This is a genomic window from Actinoplanes sp. ATCC 53533 (assembly GCF_003947245.1).
On the sequence record NZ_QHHV01000139.1, the window covers coordinates 40,646 to 59,978 of the forward strand.

The window sequence follows — 19,333 nt, forward strand, 5'->3', positions numbered from 1 at the left end:
TCGGGCCTGCGGATTTCTCTTGCCGCACCGGGGTCGCCGACCTTCGCGTCCGTCCCGCCGCGCAGCTGGTCCAGCTGCTGGAGGATCAGGCCTGTCGGTGCAGCCAGGCCAGGAGGTCAGGCGGGGCCAACTGCGCGGTGCGCTCGTGGTAGCTGTCGAGCTCCTCGGCGCTGAGCGCCTCGCGGCCGGCACCTGAGCGGCCCGCGCGGAAGAAGGCGCGGCTGTCCTTCAGTACGCCACCGCCGTCCGGTGCCAGATCGCCGGCCCGCTGCCGCATCCGGTCGAAGGTGGCGGCCCGCACCAGCTCCGGCCAGCGGTCGGCGGGCACCTCGATGCCCAGCCAGGTCGCGATGCGCCGCATCTCGGCGTCCAGGCCGCTGCGCAGGTCGTCATAGTGCACCAGGAGCACATTCGGCTCGTGACGGCGTTGCCAGGCGTCCCGCAGGTGCCACATCACGCCGGGCAACGAGTCGAGCGCCTCTCGTGGATCGGGGTCGCCCGCGATCCACTCCCGCAGCCACGGATGCAGTGGCCGCCGCGGGGGTGCCGGCTCAGTGGGTGGGGGTGCGGGCTTGCTGCGTGGGGGTGCGGGCTCGCTGGGCGGCGGTGCGGGCTCGCTGGGCGGCGGTGCGCCGGTGAGCTGGTGCAGGCGGTCACGGTCGATGTTGTCGATGTGGTGGTACAGCGACACGGCCATGTCCAGCGGATGGCGGGCCACCACGATGTAGGCCACCGAGGCGTCGAGCGGCACGCCGTCGAGCGGGGTGTGGGTCTTGATGAAGCGTCGATGCCGCTGGGCCGCGAGGCTGTCGTAGACCTCCTGGCGCGGGACGACCAGCCAGTCCAGCCAGGGCGACAGCTGCGACAGCGGCGCCGGCAGGTCGGCGGTCCGGAGGACCAGCAGCGCGCAGATCATCTGCATCCAGGTGGTGCCGTTCTTGGAACGGGTGCTGATGACGATGTCGCCCGGCCGGAACGCGAAGTCGAGCCATCGGGCGCTGTCCTCGTCGGCGGAGCGGTAGTGCACAGGGGTCGGCATTTCCGGCAGCCTAGAGAGTCGGCACCATCGGCCGCCGCTCAATATCGCCCGCCGATCCGGCGCCCGGATCCACTTGCGAGCCTGCTCCGGATCGATGACGTCGGGCTCGCGGACTCGTTCTCCGCCGGCACGGTGCCGGAGAGGTTCGTGCCGTTGGCGAGGAAGGCCCGGGGCTCTTGACGGCCCCGTTCCGTTATCGCGTTTCGACGCCGAATCGCAGGACGGTGGTGGACCGGTAGGTCTGCCCGGGGCGGAGCACGGTGGAGGGGAAGTCCGGCTGGTTGGGGGAGTCGGGGAAGTGCTGGGTCTCCAGGGCCAGGCCGTCCCCCTGCCGGTACAGGCGGCCGCTGGTGCCGGCGATGGTGCCGTCGAGGAAGTTGCCGGAGTAGAACTGCAGGCCCGGCTCGGTGGTGCGCACGCTCAGCGTCCGCCCCGAGACGGGCTCGGTGAGCTGCGCGGCCTCTGCCAGGCCGTCGCCCTGCCGGTCGAGCACCCAGTTGTGGTCATAGCCGCCGGCGTGCCGCAGCTGGGTGTCGTCGGTGCGCAGGCGTGACCCGACGGGGGTGGGCTGCCGGAAATCGAGCGGGGTGCCGGACACCGGGGCGATCCGGCCGGTGGGGATGAGCCCCGCGTCGACCGGGGTGTAGTGGGACGCGTTGATCCGCAGCTCGTGGCCGTAGATGTCGCCGCTGCCCTCGCCGGCGAGGTTGAAGTAGCTGTGGTTGGTCAGGTTGACCACGGTGGGCGCGTCGGTGGTGGCCCGGTAGTCGATGCGGAGTTCGTGATCCGGGGTGAGGGTGTAGCGCACGTCGACGGTGAGGGCGCCGGGGTAGCCCTGATCGCCGTCGGGGCTGAGGTATCGCAGGTCGAGGCCCACCGTGCCGTCCTGATCCAGCGGGGTGGCCGACCAGCGGCGCTTGTCGAAGCCGGCGGTGCCGCCGTGCAGGCTGTTCGGGCCGTTGTTGACCGGCAGCCGGTGGGTGGCCTGGTCGAGGGCGAACCGGCCCCCGGCGATGCGGTTGCCGTACCGGCCGATGAGCGCACCGAAGTAGGGGCCGGGATTGTCGAGGTAGCCCCGCAGCCGGTCGAAGCCGAGAACGACGTTCGCCGGGTCGCCGTGCCGGTCGGGGACCTCGAGGCTCTGCACGATGCCGCCGTGCGTGAGGAGCGCGACGCGCATGCCGCAGCCGTTGCTGAGCAGGTATCGGTCGACGGGACCCTCGGGCGTCGTGCCCCAATCCTCCCGGCTGATCGAGGAGAGAGGGGCGGCGTCTGCTGCGGAGGAGGACATCGTGATCACGATAGCGGCCTGCGCCCTCGCCCTGTGGTTCAGGTGGGCGCCCTTTTCGGCGGCGAGGTGGTGCCCGCACCGGCGGGCCGGGGGAGGAGACCCGCCGGTGTGGGCTGGGCCGCGGCGTGGGCTGGGCCGCGGTGTGGGTCAGGCCGCGGCGGCCTGGCGGGCCGCGGCGACCGCTTCCCGTACGGTCCGTGCGTCGGCCGGCGTGCCCGTGGGGTCGCCGAAGGCGCCGTACGGGGTGACGTAGACGGGGGCGTCGCGCTGGGTGCGCCAGTTCTCGGCGAGGGCTCCGACGTCGACGGCGTCGTAGCCGATGCTGTCGAGGAACTCGGTGACGGTCCGCTTCACGGCCGGGTCGTCGCCCGCGATCGGCAGGGCGGTGCGGTCCGGCGCGCCCGCCGGCCGGGCCAGCGAGGCCAGGTGCTCGAACCAGATGTTGTTGAAGGCCTTGACCACCTGGGCGGTGGCGAGGTGCTGCTGCAGGAGCTCCCCGGTGGTGGTGGAGCCGTCTTCCAGCTCCGGGAAGCGGCCGTCGCGGTCCGGGTAGTAGTTGTTGGTGTCGATGACCACCTTGCCGGCCAGGGGCGCGGCGGGGACGTCGCGGTAGGCCTTCAGCGGCACGGTGACGATCACGATGTCTCCGGCCGCGGCGGCCTCGGCGGGGGTGCCCGCCCGGGCGTTGGGGCCGAGCTCGGTGACCAGGCTGCGCAGCGTCTCCGGACCGCGGGAGTTGCTCAGCACGACACTGTGACCGGCGGCGACCGCCAGCCGAGCCACGGTGCTGCCGATGTTTCCGCTGCCGATGAGTCCGATTGTCGTCATGTCATCGCGAACTCCTCCCAGCCGTGGCGGATTCCGGTCCCGGGCCGGACATGACCGAGAGCACACCGGGGTCCCGCGGTTCAGTTCGTGAGTGCGGGGCGGCGCAGCGGACGGGTCCGCACCGGCGGCAGCCAGCGCACCAGCGCCGCGGTCGCCGGGTGGGACCCGTAGGCCAGCAGCGCGAGGAAGACGCCGTAGACGGGAAGGTGCCCGAGCAACTCGGTGCCGCCGAACAGCAGCAGGGTCGCGTTGAACGGGATGCCCGCGACCAGCACCGCGACCTGGGGCAGCGCGCCGGAGATCACCAACAGGCCGAACAGCAACTCGGTGGCGCCGGCGACGGCGACGAAGGTGTCCACCGGCAGGTGGATGCCGACCAGGGCGAAGACGTCGAGCTGCGGGTAGAGGTGCACGGTCTCGCGCGCCAGGGCCGGGTTGGCGAGCTTCTCCGCGAATGCGAGCGTGATGAGGGCGCCGCCGGCTCCCAGCCGGAGGCCGAACAGGGCCCGGCGCAGGGTGGCGGCGTCCGGTTCCACCCGGCCGAAGGTGGCGTCCGAGGGCGGCACGAAGGCCAGGAACACCGCGACGCCGAGCAGGTCCATGGCCGAGAGCAGCCCGACCGGCCCGGTGAGCAGCAGGGCCAGCGGCCCGATCACGGCGAGGGCCAGCGCCGCCGGGCGCAGCCGGATGCCGGTGAGGAACCAGATGCCCAGCGCGCCCTCGGCGAGCAGCAGCGCCGCGCCGCCGGTGAGGTGCTCGACCTCGAGATCGTGGGTGAGGAAGTGGCCGGTCACCGCGGCGGCCAGCAGCGAGACGCCGAGGTGAATGGCGAGCAGCCTGGGCACGTACGGGATGATCCGGCCGACGAAGCCCAGCCACCGCAGCTCCGGAGCCGGCAGATAGCGCACCGCGACCTGCCGCCAGAGCACCGCGACCAGGACGACGACGATGATCAGGCCGAGGGTGACCGGCCGCAGTGCGAAGGCCCAGTCGGTGGGGTATGAGCCCGGCTCGTCGACGAACCATTTCTCATGCGCCGACGCGGGGGAGGGCGCGGCCAGCAAGGCTGCGGCGACCCCGACGGCCGGTGCGGCACAACGTCCCAGAATGACCTTCATCGTGCCCGCTCCCCTTCGCCCGGCGCCGATCCGATGCGGCGCCTGTCCTGCTGTACGTCGTCCTTTCTACGGGCCGGTTGAGCTCTGCCGGCCATCCGCGGGACAGGTCAGGACCAAAGTCCCGGGCATTCAGGACCTCCGCGGGCTTCGACCGTCATGTGACAGATCTCGGACACGCGCGGGAGCCCGGTGATGACACGATCGAGTGGTGCAGAAGGAAGCCGCAGCTGTTGTCATCGGCGCTGGAATCGCGGGCCTGGCCGCCGCACGGGTGCTGGCCGACCGGTTCGCCAGGGTGACGGTCGTCGATCGCGACCGCCTGCCGTCCGGGCCGGAGAGCCGCCGTGGCGTGCCGCAGAGCGCCCACCCGCACGCCCTGCTCGCCGTGGGGCGGGAGGCGCTGGAGAAGCTCTTTCCCGGGCTGACCGACGACCTGGTCGAGCGCGGGGCGGTGTGGGCCGACGTGGTCCGTGACGCGGTCGTCTGGCAGCTCGACGGCTATCGGACCCGGGTCGACAGCGGCGTCACCCTGCTCTTCATGACCCGGCCGCTGCTGGAGAGCTGCGTGCGCCGGCGGCTGCGGAGTCTGCCGCAGGTGACCATCCTCGACGAGACCGCGGTGGCGGGACTGGCCGGCCGGCCCGGCGAGCGGGTGTCCGGGGTGGACCTGGCGGATGGCCGCACGCTCGCGGCGGACCTGGTCGTCGATGCCAGCGGGCGCGGCAGCCGCTCCGACCGCTGGCTGCGTGACCTGGAGTTTCCCAGCCCGCCGGAATCCGTGATCACCGTGCGGGTGCACTACACGACGCGGCTGGTGCGCGGCCGGCCGGAGTGTCTGCCGGGGCCTGGCATGATCATCGTCGCCGAGAGCCCGCCGGAGCACCGGCGGTACGGTGCCGCCTTCTCGGTCGAGGGCGACCGGTGGCTGGTGACCCTCGGCGGCTTCCACGGCGCGCAGGCACCGACCGACCCGGCGGGCTATCAGGAATTCGCCGACAGCCTGCCGGACACCCCGATCGCGGAGCTGTTGCGCCACGCCGAGCCGTTGACCGATCCCGTCGCCTACACCTATCCGACCAGCCGGCGCCGCCACTTCGAACGGCTACGCCGGATACCGGCGGGGTACGTGGCCATGGGCGACGCGCTGTGCAGCTTCAATCCCGTGTACGGGCACGGGATGACGGTCGCCGCCCAGGAGGCGCTCACCTTGGCGGAGTGTCTCGATCGGCACCACAGCACCGCCGTACCGATGGCGCGTGACTTCTACCGCCGTACCGGGAAGCTGATCTCCGTGGTCTGGCAGATGGCCGCCTCGACCGATTTCGCCTACCCCGGCACGGAGGGCCCCAGGCCGCGCGGCCTGGCCCTGACCCACTGGTACCAGCGGCAGGTCTTCCGGGCCTGCCATGTCTCGCCCGAGGTCGTCACCACCATGGTCCGGGTGCAGCACCTGCTCGAGCCGGGGTCCGCGCTGCTGCGGCCGGCCATGGTCGCGAAGGTGCTGCGCGCCGCCCGCCGCGCCGGCAAGGTGCCGGAGACGCGGAATGCCTTCCCGGCGCGATCCATTGACCGCCGACTATAGACTTCCTGCGCTCATGTGCTAGGGAAGACTCGTGTTCGCGATGCGAACAGGGGGTGGGACGTGGTCGCCGTCCGCCGCGCATTCGCCGTTCCGCTGTCCGCCGTTCTGTTGTCCGCCGGGCTGTTGGCCGGCTGCGGCGACGAGAAACCCGCCGGCGGCGGCGCGCTGGAGAAGGACACCATCCCGGTGGCCGCGCTGCCCCTGGTGGACGCCGTAGCGGTGCACATCGTGCTCGCCTACCGGCCACGCTGCCGCTCATGGATGAGCCGTTCGGCTCGGTGGACGCGCAGACCCGCGAGGACCTGGAGGATCTGCTGCTGGCCGTGCGCGGCAGCGGCATGACCATCCTGTTCGTCACGCACGACATCGACGAGAGCGTCTACCTCGGCGACCGGGTGATCGTCCTCGGCGGGTCGCCGGCCGGCGTGCTGGCCGACCTGCCGGTGCGGCTGCCGGTGCGCGGCGACCAGATCGCGACCCGCGAGCACCCGGACTTCGTCCGGCTCCGCGCCGACGTGGGCCGAAGGGTACGCGGCAGCGCGGGCACCGTGCCACATTCCGATCGTCCCGGTGAGCCGGCGATTTGACGATCGGCTCGGGCCGGTGGCTCGGTGAGGTATCGGATGTCACGGATCGGATCGCTGTCCGGTCCCAGTGGAAAGCGATCCGATTCGGGAGAGGTGGATCATGAGCGAGACTCGTCGCGGAAGACCAGCCGCAGGGGCACCCTTCGCCGTCGGCGGGGGCGACTCGGCGGGCTTGGGTGCTCTTCCCCGCCCGGTGGCCGTGGTGGTGAGCGGCGGGGGCGTGCTCGGAGCGGCCCACGTCGGCGTCGGATACGCGCTGGAGCAGCGCGGATTCGTCCCGGATCTGATCGTCGGCACCTCGGTGGGCGCCCTGACCGGGGCGATCGCGGCCGCCCACCCCGGCAGCGCCGCGCCGTGGCTGGACCACGTGTGGAGCCGGTTGCGTCGCCATGAGGTGTTTCCGCTCGGCAGCCTGTCGTCGCCGGCCAGCATTTTCGCCGATCGCGGCCTGCGCCGGCTGATCGCGAGGGCCGCGCTGCCGGCGCGGATCGAACAGCTGGCGATCCCCTTCACCGCGGTGGCCATGGACCTGGTCACCGGCGCTCAGGTGCTGCTCGACCACGGAGACCTCGAGTCCGCACTGCTGGCCAGCGCGGCCATTCCCGGGATCCTGCCCCCGGTGGCTCGGGACGGCCGAACGCTCGTGGACGGAGGCGTCATCGCCTACGTCCCCGTGCGGGCCGCCCAGCAGGCCGGGGCGGCCAGCGTGGTGGTGCTGTCGATCGGACCGGAAAGCTGGCCGTTGCGTCCCATCCTTCCCCGGCGGCGGGCCGGTGCGATCGCTGCCCGGGCCGGGACGCTGCTGTTCCACCACCAGATCGAGCGCGACCTGCACGAGGTATCCCAGCACATCCCGACCGTCGTGGTGCCGACCGGCATTCAGGCGTGGCCGACCCCGTGGGACTTCGGCCATTCGCAGCGGCTGATCAGCACCGCTTCCGTCACGGCGGGGCGCTTTCTCGACCGGCTGCGCATAGCGGGCCCCGGCCTGTACCGGGCCGACGACCAACCGGCCTCCGCCGTATCGGGGACCGGCCTGTACCGGGCCGAGGACCAACCGGCCCCCGCCGTATCGAGGGCCGGCCTGTACCGGGCCGAGGACCAACCGGCCCCCGCCGTATCGAGGGCCGGGCGATGAGCACCGTCGCGTTCCTTAACATCGCGATGCACGGACGCGTCAACCCGACGCTGCCCGTCGTGGCTGAGCTTGTTCGTCGCGGGCACTCCGTGAGCTACCACACCTCGCCCGCGTTCCGCGCGGAGATCGCGGCCACCGGCGCGGCCGTGCACCTGTATCCCGGGGGCGACCAGCCGCTGCCCGATCCGCCGATTCCGGTCACGCTGCTGGCGGGGCTCGCGAGCACCACCGTCAGCGTGCTGCCCACGGTGCTCACCGACCTGCGCGGGGTCCGGCCCGACCTGATAGTCCACGACGCCGCCTGCCTGTGGGGTGCGGTCGCAGCCCGGGAACTCGGGGTGCCGGCGGCGTCGTCGTTCACCACCTTCGCGTTCAATCGGCAGGTGCCCAGTCCCACCCGCGGCTCGTGGGACCTGCTGGCCGCGGCGACGGCCCGGCCCGGCACCCTCCGGGGCTACCTGCGGTCGCGCCGGGAGCTGCGCCGCCGCTTCACCACACGTGGGCTGCCGCTGGTCGACCTGGGAAACATCCGCCAGCCGCTCAACCTGGTCTACACCTCGCGGGCCTTCCAGCTCGGCGCCGAGGGCTTCGACGAGTCCTACCGGTTCGTCGGTCCCAGCGTCGGCGCCCGCCCGGTCGACCCGTCGTTCCCGGCCGACCGGCTGCGGGACCCGGTGCTGTACGCCTCGCTGGGTACGGTGTTCAACGCCGATCCCCGGTTGCTGCGCGGCTTCGCCACCGCGCTCGCCCCGCTGGGCGGCACCGTGATCGTCGCGACCGGACAGACCGATCCCGCCGCGCTCGGTCCGCTGCCGGCCAACGTGCTGGCCCGGCGCTCCGTACCGCAGCCGGAGGTGCTGGCACGCGCGGCGCTGTTCATCACCCACGGCGGGATGAACAGCGCCAACGAGGCCCTGTACGCGGGTGTCCCGATGCTGGTCGTCCCGCAGGGCGCCGACCAGCCGCTGGTGGCAGCCCGCGTCGTCGAGCTCGGTGCCGGCCTCTCGATCCGCACCGCGGACGTCAGCGTGGCGGCCGTTCGCGCCCTCGCCCGGCGCCTGCTCGACGAGCCCCGGTTCCGGGCCGCCGCGGACACCCTGCGGGTCGCCCAGCGGCGGGCCGGCGGCTATCGGCGCGCCGCCGACGAGCTCGAGCGCTACCTGCGGGACACCGGTCCGGTCATCCGGCCGGTCGCTGCCGACCTGCCACCGCAGGGCTGACCGATGTCCGCTGTCGTCGTCATCCTGCTGCTGCTCGCCGGGCTGTCCGAGGCCGCCGGGCGCGTCCTGCCCGTGGTGGCACGCCGGTCCGGGGTGTCGCGTACCAGGGCGGTCAGCTTGATGCTGGCCGGCGCCGTGGTCGAAGGCGCGGTGTTCGCGCTCTGGCCGCTGTCCGCGTGGACCCTCGCCGAACTCCTGCTGCCCGCCGCACCGTCCGGCGAGACCGTGCTGGTTTGGACGCCGGCCCTGGTCGCCCCGCTGCTGCTCGCCGCGGTCCTCGCGTTCCCGCTGCTCGGACCGCTGCTGCACCTGCTGCTCCTGGTCGGCGTGGGCACCGGCCTCGCCACGGCGCTCGCCACGGTGACCGGGCTCGGGTGGTGGGTCGCCGCCGGCTGCGTAGCCGGCGCGGGGATCGGCCTCGCGGTCGCCGTCGAGGCCGTCCGCCGGTTGGTCGCCGGACTCCACACGACAAGAGCACCGGAGCCACTGACATGATCGAGTTGGCGTTCCTGCTGCTGCTCGGCGGGCTCGGACCGGTCCTGCTGGCCGAGGCTCTGCTCGCCCGCTACGAGGTGCTGGCCTACGCCGCGGGCTGGCGGACTCCCGCCAGCACACTGCCCGCGGACGTGCCCTACGCCCGGGGCGCGGACCCGGACCGCCCTCCGGACGCCTACCTGGTCTATCTGGACGGCATCGGGAAACGCCGCTTCCGCGACACCCGCGACGGCGGCCAACTGGTCAAGGCGCTGATCGCCGGTGCGCCGGAACTCCGGGTGCTGGGCCAGGTGCTGCCGTACTCCCCGCTGGCCGACCCGCTGGCCGATCGGCCGCTGTGGACCTGGCTGCGCCGCCACCTCGGGCTGCTGCTGTTCCTGCACAACGTCATGCAGATCTTCATCGCCGCCGACCACCGGTACCGCCCCCTGTACAACCGCGCGGTCGGCACGCAGATCGCCGCTCAACTCCGGCTCGCCGGCTACCGGCCGGACAGCGGCATCCCGGTGGTGTTGCTCAGCTACAGCGGCGGCGCCCAGGTCGCCACCGGCGCGGTGGACGAACTGTGGTCCCGGCTGCGCTCCCCGCTCTGGCTGATCACTCTCGGCGGATTCCACAACGGCGCCAACGACATCACCCACGCCCAGCACCTCTACCGGCTCACCAGTGCCGGCGACTGGATCGAGCGGGTCGGCACCTGGATCTTCCCGCAGCGGTGGCGGCTCCTCCGCCGAAGCGGATGGAACCGGGCCGACCGGGCCGGAAAGATCACCGTGCACCCGCTCGACCCGGCCACCCACATCGGCCCGCGCAGCTATATCAGCCCGGACGCCCGGCTACCCGACGGCCGCAGTCACCTCGACCGCACCACCGACACCGTGATCGCGCTCATCCGCGCCCGGCACAGCGCCACCACGGGTCGCTCACGGCCCGCTGAGTGACTCCGCGCTGCGCACCCCGAAGTAGTGGATCGCGTGTCCCCGATGGTGCTGCAGGAGGCGGGCGATCGCGACCTTGTTCTCCAGCGTGGCGGGGATCATCACCGCTGACTCGCCTTTGCGCAGACCCTCGTCATACAGGTTCAGGACGGCGTCGTCGTAGCCCCAGTTCTGGAAGAATCGGACGAACCTCGCACGCCCACCGTGCCTGGTCCCGTCCGTATCCAGGATCCGCACACCCTCGGGGCCGTGCAGCACCACGACGTCGGAGACGTCGGTGCCCGCCGCGCGCAGGGCATCGAGCACTTCGTCCAGGAGCTGCCGGCTGGGAACCAGACCCGATACGGCGTCTACCGGACGGGCGATGAACCGATCGACGTTGTCCAAAGGCCGGCCGGTGGAAATCGTCGGGATCCCAGGGTCAGCTTCGCTCGGATGACGCGGAGACAAGGTCGCGCGGACGACCGCGACCGGGCAGGCGGAGTGGTGCAGGAGTGCCTGGCTGACGGAGCCGAGCAGCAGGCCTTTGAAGGTGTCCCGGCCACGGGCGCCCAGCACCACCAGCTGTGCCGTCTTCGAATGTTCGACGAGGATGTGCCGCGGGTGCCCGCGTACCGGTGCGGGTCGGACCACGACGTCGGGGTAGCGCTCCCGCCAGCCCGCAAGGGATTCGCTGAGCACCCGCCGGGCCGCCTGCTCGGCGGTGGCGGTCGGGGATCCCGCATCGTGCCAGGCGAGCACAGCGACCAGTTCGGCGCCACGGTTGGCGCACTCCTCGAACGCGAAGCCGACGGCGAGCTCGGATGCCTCGGAGCCGTCGACACCCACCACGACCGGTCCGGCGCTCGGCTCGGTGCCGCGGATGACCAGGACGGGACAGCCGGCGTGGGCGGCCGCGTGCACGGCGACCGAGCCGATGATCAGGCCGCTGACGCCGCCCAGGCCCCGATCGCCGAGCACCAGCAGCGCGGCCAGGTGGGATTCCGCCAGCAGCACGGGCGTCGCGGCGCCGTCGATCAAAGCGGTGGTGACCGGCACCTGTGGCGCTGCCTTCCGGGCTTCGGCCGCTGCCTCCTCGAGGAGGTCTTCGGCATGGTGTCGCAGGCCGGTCTCGGGCAGGTCGCCGGCCACGGGCCCGACGTTGACGTGCAGGGACGGCCAGATGAAGGCATGGACGATGTGGAGCGGCTTGGCGCGGTGGTGCGCCTCCCTCGCGGCGGCGCGAACCGCGACGAGGGCCTGTTCGGACCCGTCGATGCCGACGATCACTCGCGAGCTGGTTGTGTCGTGCATGGTCACTCCTGCCGTTGTCGATGGGTTACGAGCGTGGGGAGGCCGGGCGTGATGGTCGTACCGGCGTGGCCGGCGAGCACCTCGACGGCGTCGGCGAGCGCACCGACGGCCGCCGGATGCCCGGACGTCTGGGCGAACCACACGCAGGCGTCGACCTTCGGCCCCATCGACCCGTCCGGGAACGGCATCTCCGCGAGGCGGCCGGCGTCGATGGCCCGGATCGGCTCGGCCCGTGGCGTGCCGTAGCCGCGCATGATCGCCGGAACGTCGGTCAGCACGAGCAGCCGGTCCGCCCCCAGCGCCAGGGCGAGCTGCGCGGCGGTCATGTCCTTGTCCACCACGGCCGCCACCCCGGTCAGCCGGCCTATCCGGTCCTCCGTCACCGGTGCCCCGCCTCCGCCGCCGCACACGACGACCACGTCGCGGTCGACCAGGGTGCGGATCGTCTCCTCCTCGACCACCCGAAGCGGTTCGGGTGACGGCACGACCTGCCGCCAGCGGTCACCGTCGACGGCCATGGTCCAGCCGTACCGGGTGGCGGCCTCCTCGGCCTGCTCCTGGGAGTAGCCCGCGCCGATGAACTTGGTGGGCGCGGCGAAGGCCGGATCGTCGGCGTCGACGACCGTCTGGTTCACCAGTGCCACCACCGGTCTCGGGACGCCGGCGTTGGCCAGTTCCTGGACCAGCCAGTAGCCGATCATGCCCTGGGTCTGGGCACCGAGCACGTCCAGCGGATAGGGCAGGCTCAGCTGCGGGTCGGTCTCGCTCTGGTGGGCGAGCAGGCCGACCTGTGGTCCGTTGCCGTGGCAGACGATCAGTTGGTGGTCGGTCGCCAGCAGCGCGAGGGACCGCGCGGCGCGGCCCACGTGCCGGCGCTGGATGGCCGCGTCGGGCTTCTCGCCGCGTTCCAGCAGGGCGTTGCCGCCGAGGGCGATGACGATGCGCACGGCTCAGCCCGCCAGCGCCCGGACGAGCAGGGCCTTGATGGTGTGCATCCGGTTCTCGGCCTGGTCGAACACGATCGACCGCTTGGACTCGAACACTTCCTCGGTCACCTCGGCGCCGTCGAGGCCGAACTGCCGGTAGAGGCGGGCGCCGATGGTGGTGCCGCGGTTGTGGATCGCCGGCAGGCAGTGCATGAACCGCACCCCGGACCGGTTGCTGGCGTCCAGCACGTCGTCGGTGACCCGGTACGGCAGCAGCGACGGCACCCTGGCCGCCCACGCGTCGTCGGGCTCGCCCATGCTGACCCACACGTCGGTGTAGACGAAGTCGGCGCCGCGTACCGCCGTGGGGAGATCGTCGGTGACCAGCAGGCGCGCACCGCTGGCCCGGGCCGCGTCGCCGGCCGCGGCGACGACGTCCGGCGGCGGCCGCAGGCCCGCGGGCGCCGCGATGCGGACGTCCATGCCGAGCAGGGCGCCGGTGACGAGCAACGATCGGGCGATGTTGCTGCGGCCGTCGCCGGTGAAGCAGAAGGCGATGTCCTCGACGCCGCCCCCGTGATGCTCGGTCATGGTCAGGATGTCGGCGAGGCTCTGGGTCGGGTGCCAGGCGTCGGTGAGGGCGTTCCAGACCGGAATGCCGGCGTGCGCGGCGAACTGTTCGACGGCGTCCTGGGCATAGCCGCGAAACGCGATGCCGTCGAACATGCGGCCCAGCACCCGGGCGGTGTCGGCGACGGATTCCTCGCGGCCGAGGTGTGAGCCCTCGGGCCCGAGGTAGCTGACCCTTCCGTCCTGGTCGTGGGCGGCGACCTCGAACGAGCAGCGGGTACGGGTGGAGTTCTTCTCGAACACCAGCACGATGTTCTTCCCGCGCAGCCGGGGGATCTCGTCGCCGTGCAGCTTGTCGCGTTTGAGCTGGGCGGCCAGGGCCAGCAGGTCGAGGATCTGCCGCTTGTCGAGGTCCAGGTCGCGCAGCAGCGAGCCGGTCATGGGGGTCTCCTTCGCTCAGAGGGGGTGGCGGCGTACCGGACAGCTCATGCAGCGGGCGCCGCCGCGGCCGCGGCCGAGTTCGCTGCCGGCGAGCGTGATGACGTCGATGCCGTGCCGGCGCAGCATGGTGTTGGTGACGACGTTGCGGTCGTAGCCCATGACCACGCCGGGCGCGACGGCCAGATAGTTGTCCGCGTCGTCCCATTGCTCCCGCTGCGCGCTGCTGCGGTCCGCCTCGGCGGTCAGCACCTTGACCGGGCCGGCGTCGAGGGCTTGCGCGAGCGCGTCCGGCACGCCTCGGCTCTCCCGCACGTCGAGGTCGGCCGGGCCGGCGCCAGGGGTCAGGCGCCAGCACCGGACCTGGTGCCAGTCCAGGTACGGGTACGCGACGAAGGTGCCGAAGTCGACCATCGTGAGCAGGGTGTCCAGGTGCATCGCGGAGCGTGCCTTGGGCAGCTCCACCACCAGCACGAGGTGGGCCTGCCCGGTGGTGAACAGCCGGCGGGCGAGCGTCTCGACGCCCATCGGAGTGCTGCGTTCACCCATGCCGATGAGGACGACGCCCGGGGCGATGACGTGGATGTCGCCGCCCTCCAGGGTCGCCGGCGTGTGGTCGGCGTCGTCGTCGCCGTAGTAGACGGGGAAGCCGGCGTCGCGGAAGAGCGGGTGGTAGCGGTACACGGTGCGGGTGTTGACGGACTCGCGGCGGCGGGCTGCCCTGGCCATCGGGTTGATGGTGACGCCGGCGCCGATCCAGGCGACGTTGTCGCGCTGGAAGAGGGTGTTGGGCAACGGGGCGAGCACGAAGTCGTCGACGTCGAGGGCCTGCCAGGTCAGGCCGGGCCGGGTCAGCGGGGACAGGTCGGCCTTGGTGACCCCGCCGATGAGATATTCGGCGAGCGTGGCCGGGTCGGCGTCGTCGAACAGGGCGCGGGTCTCGCGGGCGAGGCCGGCGCCGAGGCGCTCAGGGGTGAGCGTGCGGTCGAGGGCGAACGCCCGGCCGTCCGGGGTGGACAGTGCCTCGGTGAGCAGGTCGCCGAAGAGGTGGACGGTCACGTCGTGTTCGCGCAGCGCCTCGACGAACGCGTCATGCTCGCCGCGGGCGCGGCTGGCCCACAGCACGTCGTCGAAGAGCAGACCGGCGATGTTGCCGGGGGTGAGCCGGTCCAGTTCGAGGCCGGGGCGGTGCACGATCACCTCGCACAGCGCGCCGATCTCGGAGTCCACGCCCAGCGTGGTGTCGGTACCGATGACAGTCATCGCGATCCTCCCTCGGCCTTGAGCCAGATGTAGACGGGCACGCCGAGCAGCAGGCAGAACAGCCCGTAGTAGGCGGCCTGGTATCCGCTGCCGGCCAGGGCCCAGAAGCCGAACAGCAGCGCGGTGACCGCGACGACGAGATCGCGGAGCAGGTGGCCGGAGCGGACCCGGCGGCCGTCGGTCAGCAGCCAGTACACCTGGGCGGCGGCCGAGAACAGGTACGGGATGACGGCGGTCAGCACCGACAGCAGCACCACGGTGGTGAACACCTCGGCGAAGCTGGTGTAGCTCACCACGGTCAGCGCCGAGGCCAGGGCGGTCCCGGCGACGATGCCGTACGCCGGCACGCCGCGCCGGCTGTCGCGCGCGAACGGGCCCGGGAACAGCCCGTGCCGGGCGGCGGCCTGCGGCATCTCCCCGACGATGAGGGTCCAGCCGACCAGCGCGCCGAACCCGGAGACGATTGCCGTGACCGCGACCGCGTCGCCGGCCCACTCGCCGCCGAAGATGGCGTTGGCCGAGTCGGCGAACGGCGCCGTCGAGGCGACCAGGGCGTCATGGCTGACGGTGCCGAACACGGCGACTGTGCCGAGGATGTACACCGCGGCGCAGGCGAGGGTGCCGAGAACGGTCGCGCGGCCGACGTTGCGCCGCGCGTCCACGACCCGGCCGGCGGCGACCGAGGCGGTCTCGATGCCGATGTACGCGAACAGGGCGATCGCCGCGGCGGCGCTGATCGCGCCGAGCGCGGAGCCACCGCTGGCGTTGAACTCGCCGAAGTTGGCGGACCTGATGAACAGCAACCCGACCGTCGCCATGAACAGCAGCGGCCCGAACTTCAGCACTGTGCTGACCACCTGCACCACCGACAGGCTGCGCAGGCCGGCCAGGTTGACCAGAGCCGGCAGCCACAACCCGACGAGCGCGATCAGAATCGACCAGCCCTCGGCGTGCGAGGTGTTCCAGAAGACCTCGACGTAGCCGACCCAGGCCACCACGATGGCGGCGTTGCCGGCCCACGCGGTGATCCAGTAGCTCCACGCGTTGACGAAGCCGGCGAAGTCGCCGAATGCCTCCCGGGCGAACACGTAGGGGCCGCCGGACCCCGGGATCCGCCGGTTCAGCGCGCCGAAGGTCAGGGCCAGCGCGATCGCTCCGACCGTCACCAGGACGAACGCGACCAGCGAGATCGGACCGAAGCCGGCCAGCGCCGATGGCAGCGCGAACACGCCGGTGCCGATGACCGACCCGACCACCAGCGCGGTGGCGGTCGGCAGGCCGAAACGCCGTTCCCCGGGCCGGCCAGGTGCCCCGTGCTCGTCCCGCCGCGGCGGCGCTCCGCGCACCACCGTGGTGCTCATTTCGACCGACCTTGTCTGTCACCCATGATGGCCTCCCGGTCAGGTGCACGGTCAGGTGCGCACTGTGCTCACTCGGCAGCAAGGACCAGGCGTCGCACCGGCTCGTGACACCGATCGCACGGTGCCCGGTCACAACCGCGGTCGTGATCCGGTCCTTGCTGGTGGCGGTCCGGCACGTCCGCCAGGTCCGGCCGAGTCGCGAGATAAGAGCGGGAACACCGGGTTTCAGACGACCTTGCAGAGGTACGCGTCAAGCAGAGCGTGGCTGGTCCCACCCGCCGCCGAACCCACGTGCCAGGACCGGGTCCGTCACAAACCGAGGGGCTGTCCTGTCCTAGCTGTCGACGGACGTTCCCGGAGCGGCCGGGACACAGACGGAGGGCACCATCATGAAGATCGTCGTCATCGGCGGTACCGGTCTGATCGGCTCGAAACTCGTCGGCAAACTGCGCGAACACGGCCACGAAGCGGTTGCCGCGTCACCCGATTCGGGGGTCGACACGCTGACCGGCGAGGGCCTGGCCGAGGTGCTGGAGGGCGCTCAGGTCGTGGTCGACGTGTCGAACTCACCGTCGTTCGCGGACGACGCCGTGCTGAACTTCTTCCGCACCTCCACCGAGAACCTCCTCGGCGCCGAGGAGAAGGCAGGCGTGGGTCACCACGTGGCGTTGTCGGTGGTCGGCACCGAGCGGCTCGCCGCGAGCGGGTACTTCCGCGCGAAGATCGCGCAGGAGCGGCTCATCAAGGACTCGGGCCGGCCGTACTCGATCGTGCACGCGACCCAGTTCTTCGAGTTCGTCGGGAGCATCGCCCACGCGGCCACCGACGGCAACACCGTACGGCTGTCGGATGCCCGTATCCAGCCCATGGCGGCCGAGGACGTGGCCGGTGCCGTGGGCCGCACGGCCGTCGGCGCACCGCTCAACGGCACCGTCGAGGTGGCCGGCCCGGAGCAGTTCGGCCTCGACGAACTGATCCGTAAGGGGCTGGCGTACCGGGGAGACCCCCGCGAGGTCGTGACCGACCCGGACGCGCGCTATTTCGGTGCCCTGCTGGAGAAGGACACGCTGCTGCCGGGCGCCGGCGCGGTGCTGTCCGCCACCCGGTTCGAGGAGTGGCTCCCCCTGAATCCTCCGCCGGCCAAGTAGGTATTCCGATGACGAGGACGGCTCGCAGGGAACACCGGCACCACGATGAGCGGTGACGAACACCAGATCGCGACGTCCGTCCTCGTCATCGGCACCGGAGGGGCGGGCCTGCGGGCCGCCATCGAGTTGGCCGAGCGTGGAGTCGGCGTGCTCGCGGTCGGCAAACGGCCGAGGGCGGACGCGCACACGACGCTCGCCGCGGGTGGTATCAACGCGGCGCTGGCGACGATGGACCCGGCGGACTCGTGGCAGCAGCACGCGGCCGACACGCTCAAGGAGAGCTATCTGCTGGCTGATCCCGAGACCGTGCGGATCGTGACCGAGAACGCCGCCCGCGGCATCGAAGATCTCGAACGCTACGGGATGCCCTTCGCGCGCGAGGCCGACGGGAGGATCTCGCAGCGGTTCTTCGGCGCGCACACCTACCGCCGGACAGCGTTCGTCGGTGACTACACCGGACTGGAGATCCAGCGCACGCTGATCAACCGGGCGGCGCAGCTCCACATCCCGATCCTGGACACGGTCTACATCACGCGGATCCTGGTGCGGGAGAACGTCGTCTTCGGCGCCTACGGATTCGATCTGGAGAACGGCAAGCGGTACGTGATCCACGCCGACGCGGTGATCCTCGCCGCGGGTGGGCACACGCGCATCTGGCGCCGCACCTCGTCCCGCCGGGATGAGAACACCGGGGACTCCTTCCGGCTCGCCTTGCTCGCCGGTGGCCGGATCCGGGACGCCGAGCTCGTTCAGTTTCATCCGTCGGGTCTCATCGCGCCAGAGAACGCCGCGGGCACGCTCGTCTCGGAGGCGGCGCGGGGAGAGGGCGGCGTGCTGCGCAACACGCTGGGTGAGCGGTTCATGGCCCAGTACGACCCCGAACGGATGGAGCTGTCGACCCGCGACCGGGTGGCGCTGGCGGAGTACACCGAGATCAAGGAGGGACGAGGCACCCCGGGCGGCGGCGTGTGGCTCGACGTCTCGCACCTGCCCCGAGAAACGATCATGCGACGGCTGCCCCGGGTCTACCAGACCCTGCTCGAACTGCAGATGCTCGACATCACCCGGGAACCGATCGAGATCGCTCCGACCGCGCACTACTCGATGGGCGGCGTCTGGGTGCGCCCGGAGGACCACGGCACCGGCGTCGACGGCCTGTACGCCATCGGCGAGGCGGCGAGCGGCCTGCACGGCGCCAACCGGCTCGGCGGCAACTCCTTGATCGAGCTACTGGTCTACGGCCGCATCGTCGGAGCGGCCGCCGGGCGGTACTCGCGCGACCTGGGAGCGCAGCGGCGATCGCCGGCGGTGACGGCAGACGCGCGTGGCGAGGTCGACGAGCTACTGGCGGCCTACGGTCCGGAGAACGTGCGCGCCCTGCAGCGCGCCTTGCGGAACACCATGACCGAACACGCCGGCGTGGTACGCGATGAGGCCGGCCTGCGGAAAGGCCTGTCCGAACTGGACGACATCGAGCTCCGGATGAAGGACGTGGGCGTGCATCCCGACATAGCGGGTTTTCAGGATCTCTCGCACGCATTCGATCTCAAGGCCGCGGTGCTGGCGGCACGCGCCACCCTCGAAGCGGCGATCGAGCGCCGGGAGACCCGGGGCTGCCACAATCGCGCCGACTATCCGAAGCTCGACGAGACGCTCCGCGTGAACCTCGTCTGGTCCGGGCCGGGGCAGATCGAACGCGAAGGGCTGCCGCCGATCCCGGATGAGATCTCCTCTCTCATGCGTGAGGTGTCCACCGCGGGCAAGCTCGTCGAGTGAACTCCCGCCGCCCGTCAGGCGCCGGCCAGCGCCGCGTGGAGCTTGTTCCGTGAGGTGACGTCGAGCTTGGTGAAGACCTTGTGCAGGTGCCATTCGACGGTGCGGGGGCTGATGAACAGCTCGGCGCCGATCTCGGAGTTCGTCTTGCCCGCCGCGGCGAGCCGGGCGATCTGGGTCTCCTGCGCGGTGAGGGCCTCCCGGACGTCGGCCGCGCGTGGGCGTACGGTCTCGCCGGTGGCCAGGAGTTCGCGGCGGGCGCGTTCGGCGAAGGCGGTGGCGCCGAAGCCGCGCAGCATCTCGTGCGCGGTGCGCAGGTGCTCGC

General features: G+C 71.8%; 17 protein-coding genes and 1 pseudogene. 8 read left to right on the forward strand and 10 right to left on the reverse strand.

Annotated features, from left to right (window positions below; all coding sequences use genetic code 11):
• Positions 1–85: 85 nt before the first annotated feature.
• The 4 genes from DMB66_RS38985 to DMB66_RS39000 all read right to left on the reverse strand — a co-directional run bounded on the left by DMB66_RS38985 (position 86) and on the right by DMB66_RS39000 (position 4,276).
• The gene (locus DMB66_RS38985; protein WP_125809148.1) at positions 86–1,039 is read right to left on the reverse strand and encodes a sulfotransferase domain-containing protein; all 954 of its coding nucleotides are present in this window, start codon (positions 1,037–1,039) and stop codon (positions 86–88) included.
• A 193-nt stretch (positions 1,040–1,232) separates the two neighbouring features.
• Positions 1,233–2,330, reverse strand: coding sequence for an aldose epimerase family protein (locus tag DMB66_RS38990; RefSeq protein WP_125809149.1), 1,098 nt, complete (start codon positions 2,328–2,330; stop codon positions 1,233–1,235).
• A 147-nt stretch (positions 2,331–2,477) separates the two neighbouring features.
• Entirely contained in the window at positions 2,478–3,158 is a 681-nt protein-coding gene (locus DMB66_RS38995; protein WP_125809150.1) for an NADPH-dependent F420 reductase, read from the reverse strand.
• Between the two features lie 80 nt (positions 3,159–3,238).
• The gene (locus DMB66_RS39000) at positions 3,239–4,276 is read right to left on the reverse strand and encodes a hypothetical protein (RefSeq protein WP_125809151.1); all 1,038 of its coding nucleotides are present in this window, start codon (positions 4,274–4,276) and stop codon (positions 3,239–3,241) included.
• A gap of 208 nt (positions 4,277–4,484) precedes the next feature.
• Between DMB66_RS39000 and DMB66_RS39005 the strand changes: the two genes are divergently transcribed.
• The 6 genes from DMB66_RS39005 to DMB66_RS39030 all read left to right on the forward strand — a co-directional run bounded on the left by DMB66_RS39005 (position 4,485) and on the right by DMB66_RS39030 (position 10,239).
• Positions 4,485–5,858: an NAD(P)/FAD-dependent oxidoreductase gene (locus DMB66_RS39005; protein WP_158647517.1), complete on the forward strand. Its 1,374-nt coding sequence runs from the start codon at positions 4,485–4,487 to the stop codon at positions 5,856–5,858.
• Between the two features lie 257 nt (positions 5,859–6,115).
• Positions 6,116–6,445 (forward strand): hypothetical protein, encoded by a 330-nt coding sequence (locus DMB66_RS39010; RefSeq protein WP_199752884.1) that lies wholly within the window; start codon positions 6,116–6,118, stop codon positions 6,443–6,445.
• Between the two features lie 100 nt (positions 6,446–6,545).
• Positions 6,546–7,583, forward strand: a complete 1,038-nt coding sequence (locus DMB66_RS39015; protein WP_125809153.1) for a patatin-like phospholipase family protein — start codon at positions 6,546–6,548, stop codon at positions 7,581–7,583.
• Positions 7,580–8,803, forward strand: coding sequence for a macrolide family glycosyltransferase (locus DMB66_RS39020; RefSeq protein WP_125809154.1), 1,224 nt, complete (start codon positions 7,580–7,582; stop codon positions 8,801–8,803). The genes DMB66_RS39015 and DMB66_RS39020 overlap by 4 nt, the downstream gene beginning before the upstream one ends.
• 3 nt (positions 8,804–8,806) lie before the next feature.
• Entirely contained in the window at positions 8,807–9,298 is a 492-nt protein-coding gene (locus DMB66_RS39025; protein ID WP_125809155.1) for a hypothetical protein, read from the forward strand.
• Positions 9,295–10,239 carry a hypothetical protein gene (locus tag DMB66_RS39030; RefSeq protein ID WP_125809156.1) on the forward strand — a complete coding sequence of 315 codons (945 nt, stop codon included), beginning with the start codon at positions 9,295–9,297 and terminating at the stop codon, positions 10,237–10,239. Before DMB66_RS39025 ends, DMB66_RS39030 begins: the two co-directional genes overlap by 4 nt.
• A gap of 447 nt (positions 10,240–10,686) precedes the next feature.
• Here the strand turns inward: DMB66_RS39030 and DMB66_RS64430 are convergent.
• The 5 genes and pseudogenes from DMB66_RS64430 to DMB66_RS39055 all read right to left on the reverse strand — a co-directional run.
• Positions 10,687–11,529: pseudogene (locus tag DMB66_RS64430) on the reverse strand (universal stress protein); the annotation flags it as partial.
• A 2-nt stretch (positions 11,530–11,531) separates the two neighbouring features.
• Complete coding sequence (locus DMB66_RS39040; RefSeq protein ID WP_125809158.1) at positions 11,532–12,476, reverse strand: carbamate kinase; 945 nt, start codon at positions 12,474–12,476, stop codon at positions 11,532–11,534.
• Between the two features lie 3 nt (positions 12,477–12,479).
• Positions 12,480–13,466, reverse strand: coding sequence for an ornithine carbamoyltransferase (gene argF, locus DMB66_RS39045; protein WP_125809159.1), 987 nt, complete (start codon positions 13,464–13,466; stop codon positions 12,480–12,482).
• Positions 13,467–13,481: 15 nt separating this feature from the next.
• On the reverse strand, positions 13,482–14,726 hold the full coding sequence (locus tag DMB66_RS39050) for an arginine deiminase (RefSeq protein WP_125809160.1): 1,245 nt from the start codon (positions 14,724–14,726) through the stop codon (positions 13,482–13,484).
• Positions 14,723–16,087, reverse strand: a complete 1,365-nt coding sequence (locus DMB66_RS39055; RefSeq protein WP_125809161.1) for an amino acid permease — start codon at positions 16,085–16,087, stop codon at positions 14,723–14,725. Before DMB66_RS39055 ends, DMB66_RS39050 begins: the two co-directional genes overlap by 4 nt.
• A gap of 389 nt (positions 16,088–16,476) precedes the next feature.
• On the opposite strand from DMB66_RS39055, the gene DMB66_RS39060 reads away from it, so the two are divergent.
• Both DMB66_RS39060 and DMB66_RS39065 read left to right on the forward strand, forming a co-directional pair.
• Positions 16,477–17,235 carry an SDR family oxidoreductase gene (locus tag DMB66_RS39060; protein WP_125809162.1) on the forward strand — a complete coding sequence of 253 codons (759 nt, stop codon included), beginning with the start codon at positions 16,477–16,479 and terminating at the stop codon, positions 17,233–17,235.
• A 45-nt stretch (positions 17,236–17,280) separates the two neighbouring features.
• Positions 17,281–19,011, forward strand: a complete 1,731-nt coding sequence (locus tag DMB66_RS39065; protein ID WP_125809163.1) for an L-aspartate oxidase — start codon at positions 17,281–17,283, stop codon at positions 19,009–19,011.
• A 14-nt stretch (positions 19,012–19,025) separates the two neighbouring features.
• On the opposite strand, the gene DMB66_RS39070 is transcribed toward DMB66_RS39065, so the two are convergent.
• Positions 19,026–19,333, reverse strand: a 308-nt coding sequence (locus DMB66_RS39070) for a helix-turn-helix transcriptional regulator (RefSeq protein WP_148112797.1), incomplete at its 5' end; no start/stop codon positions are given.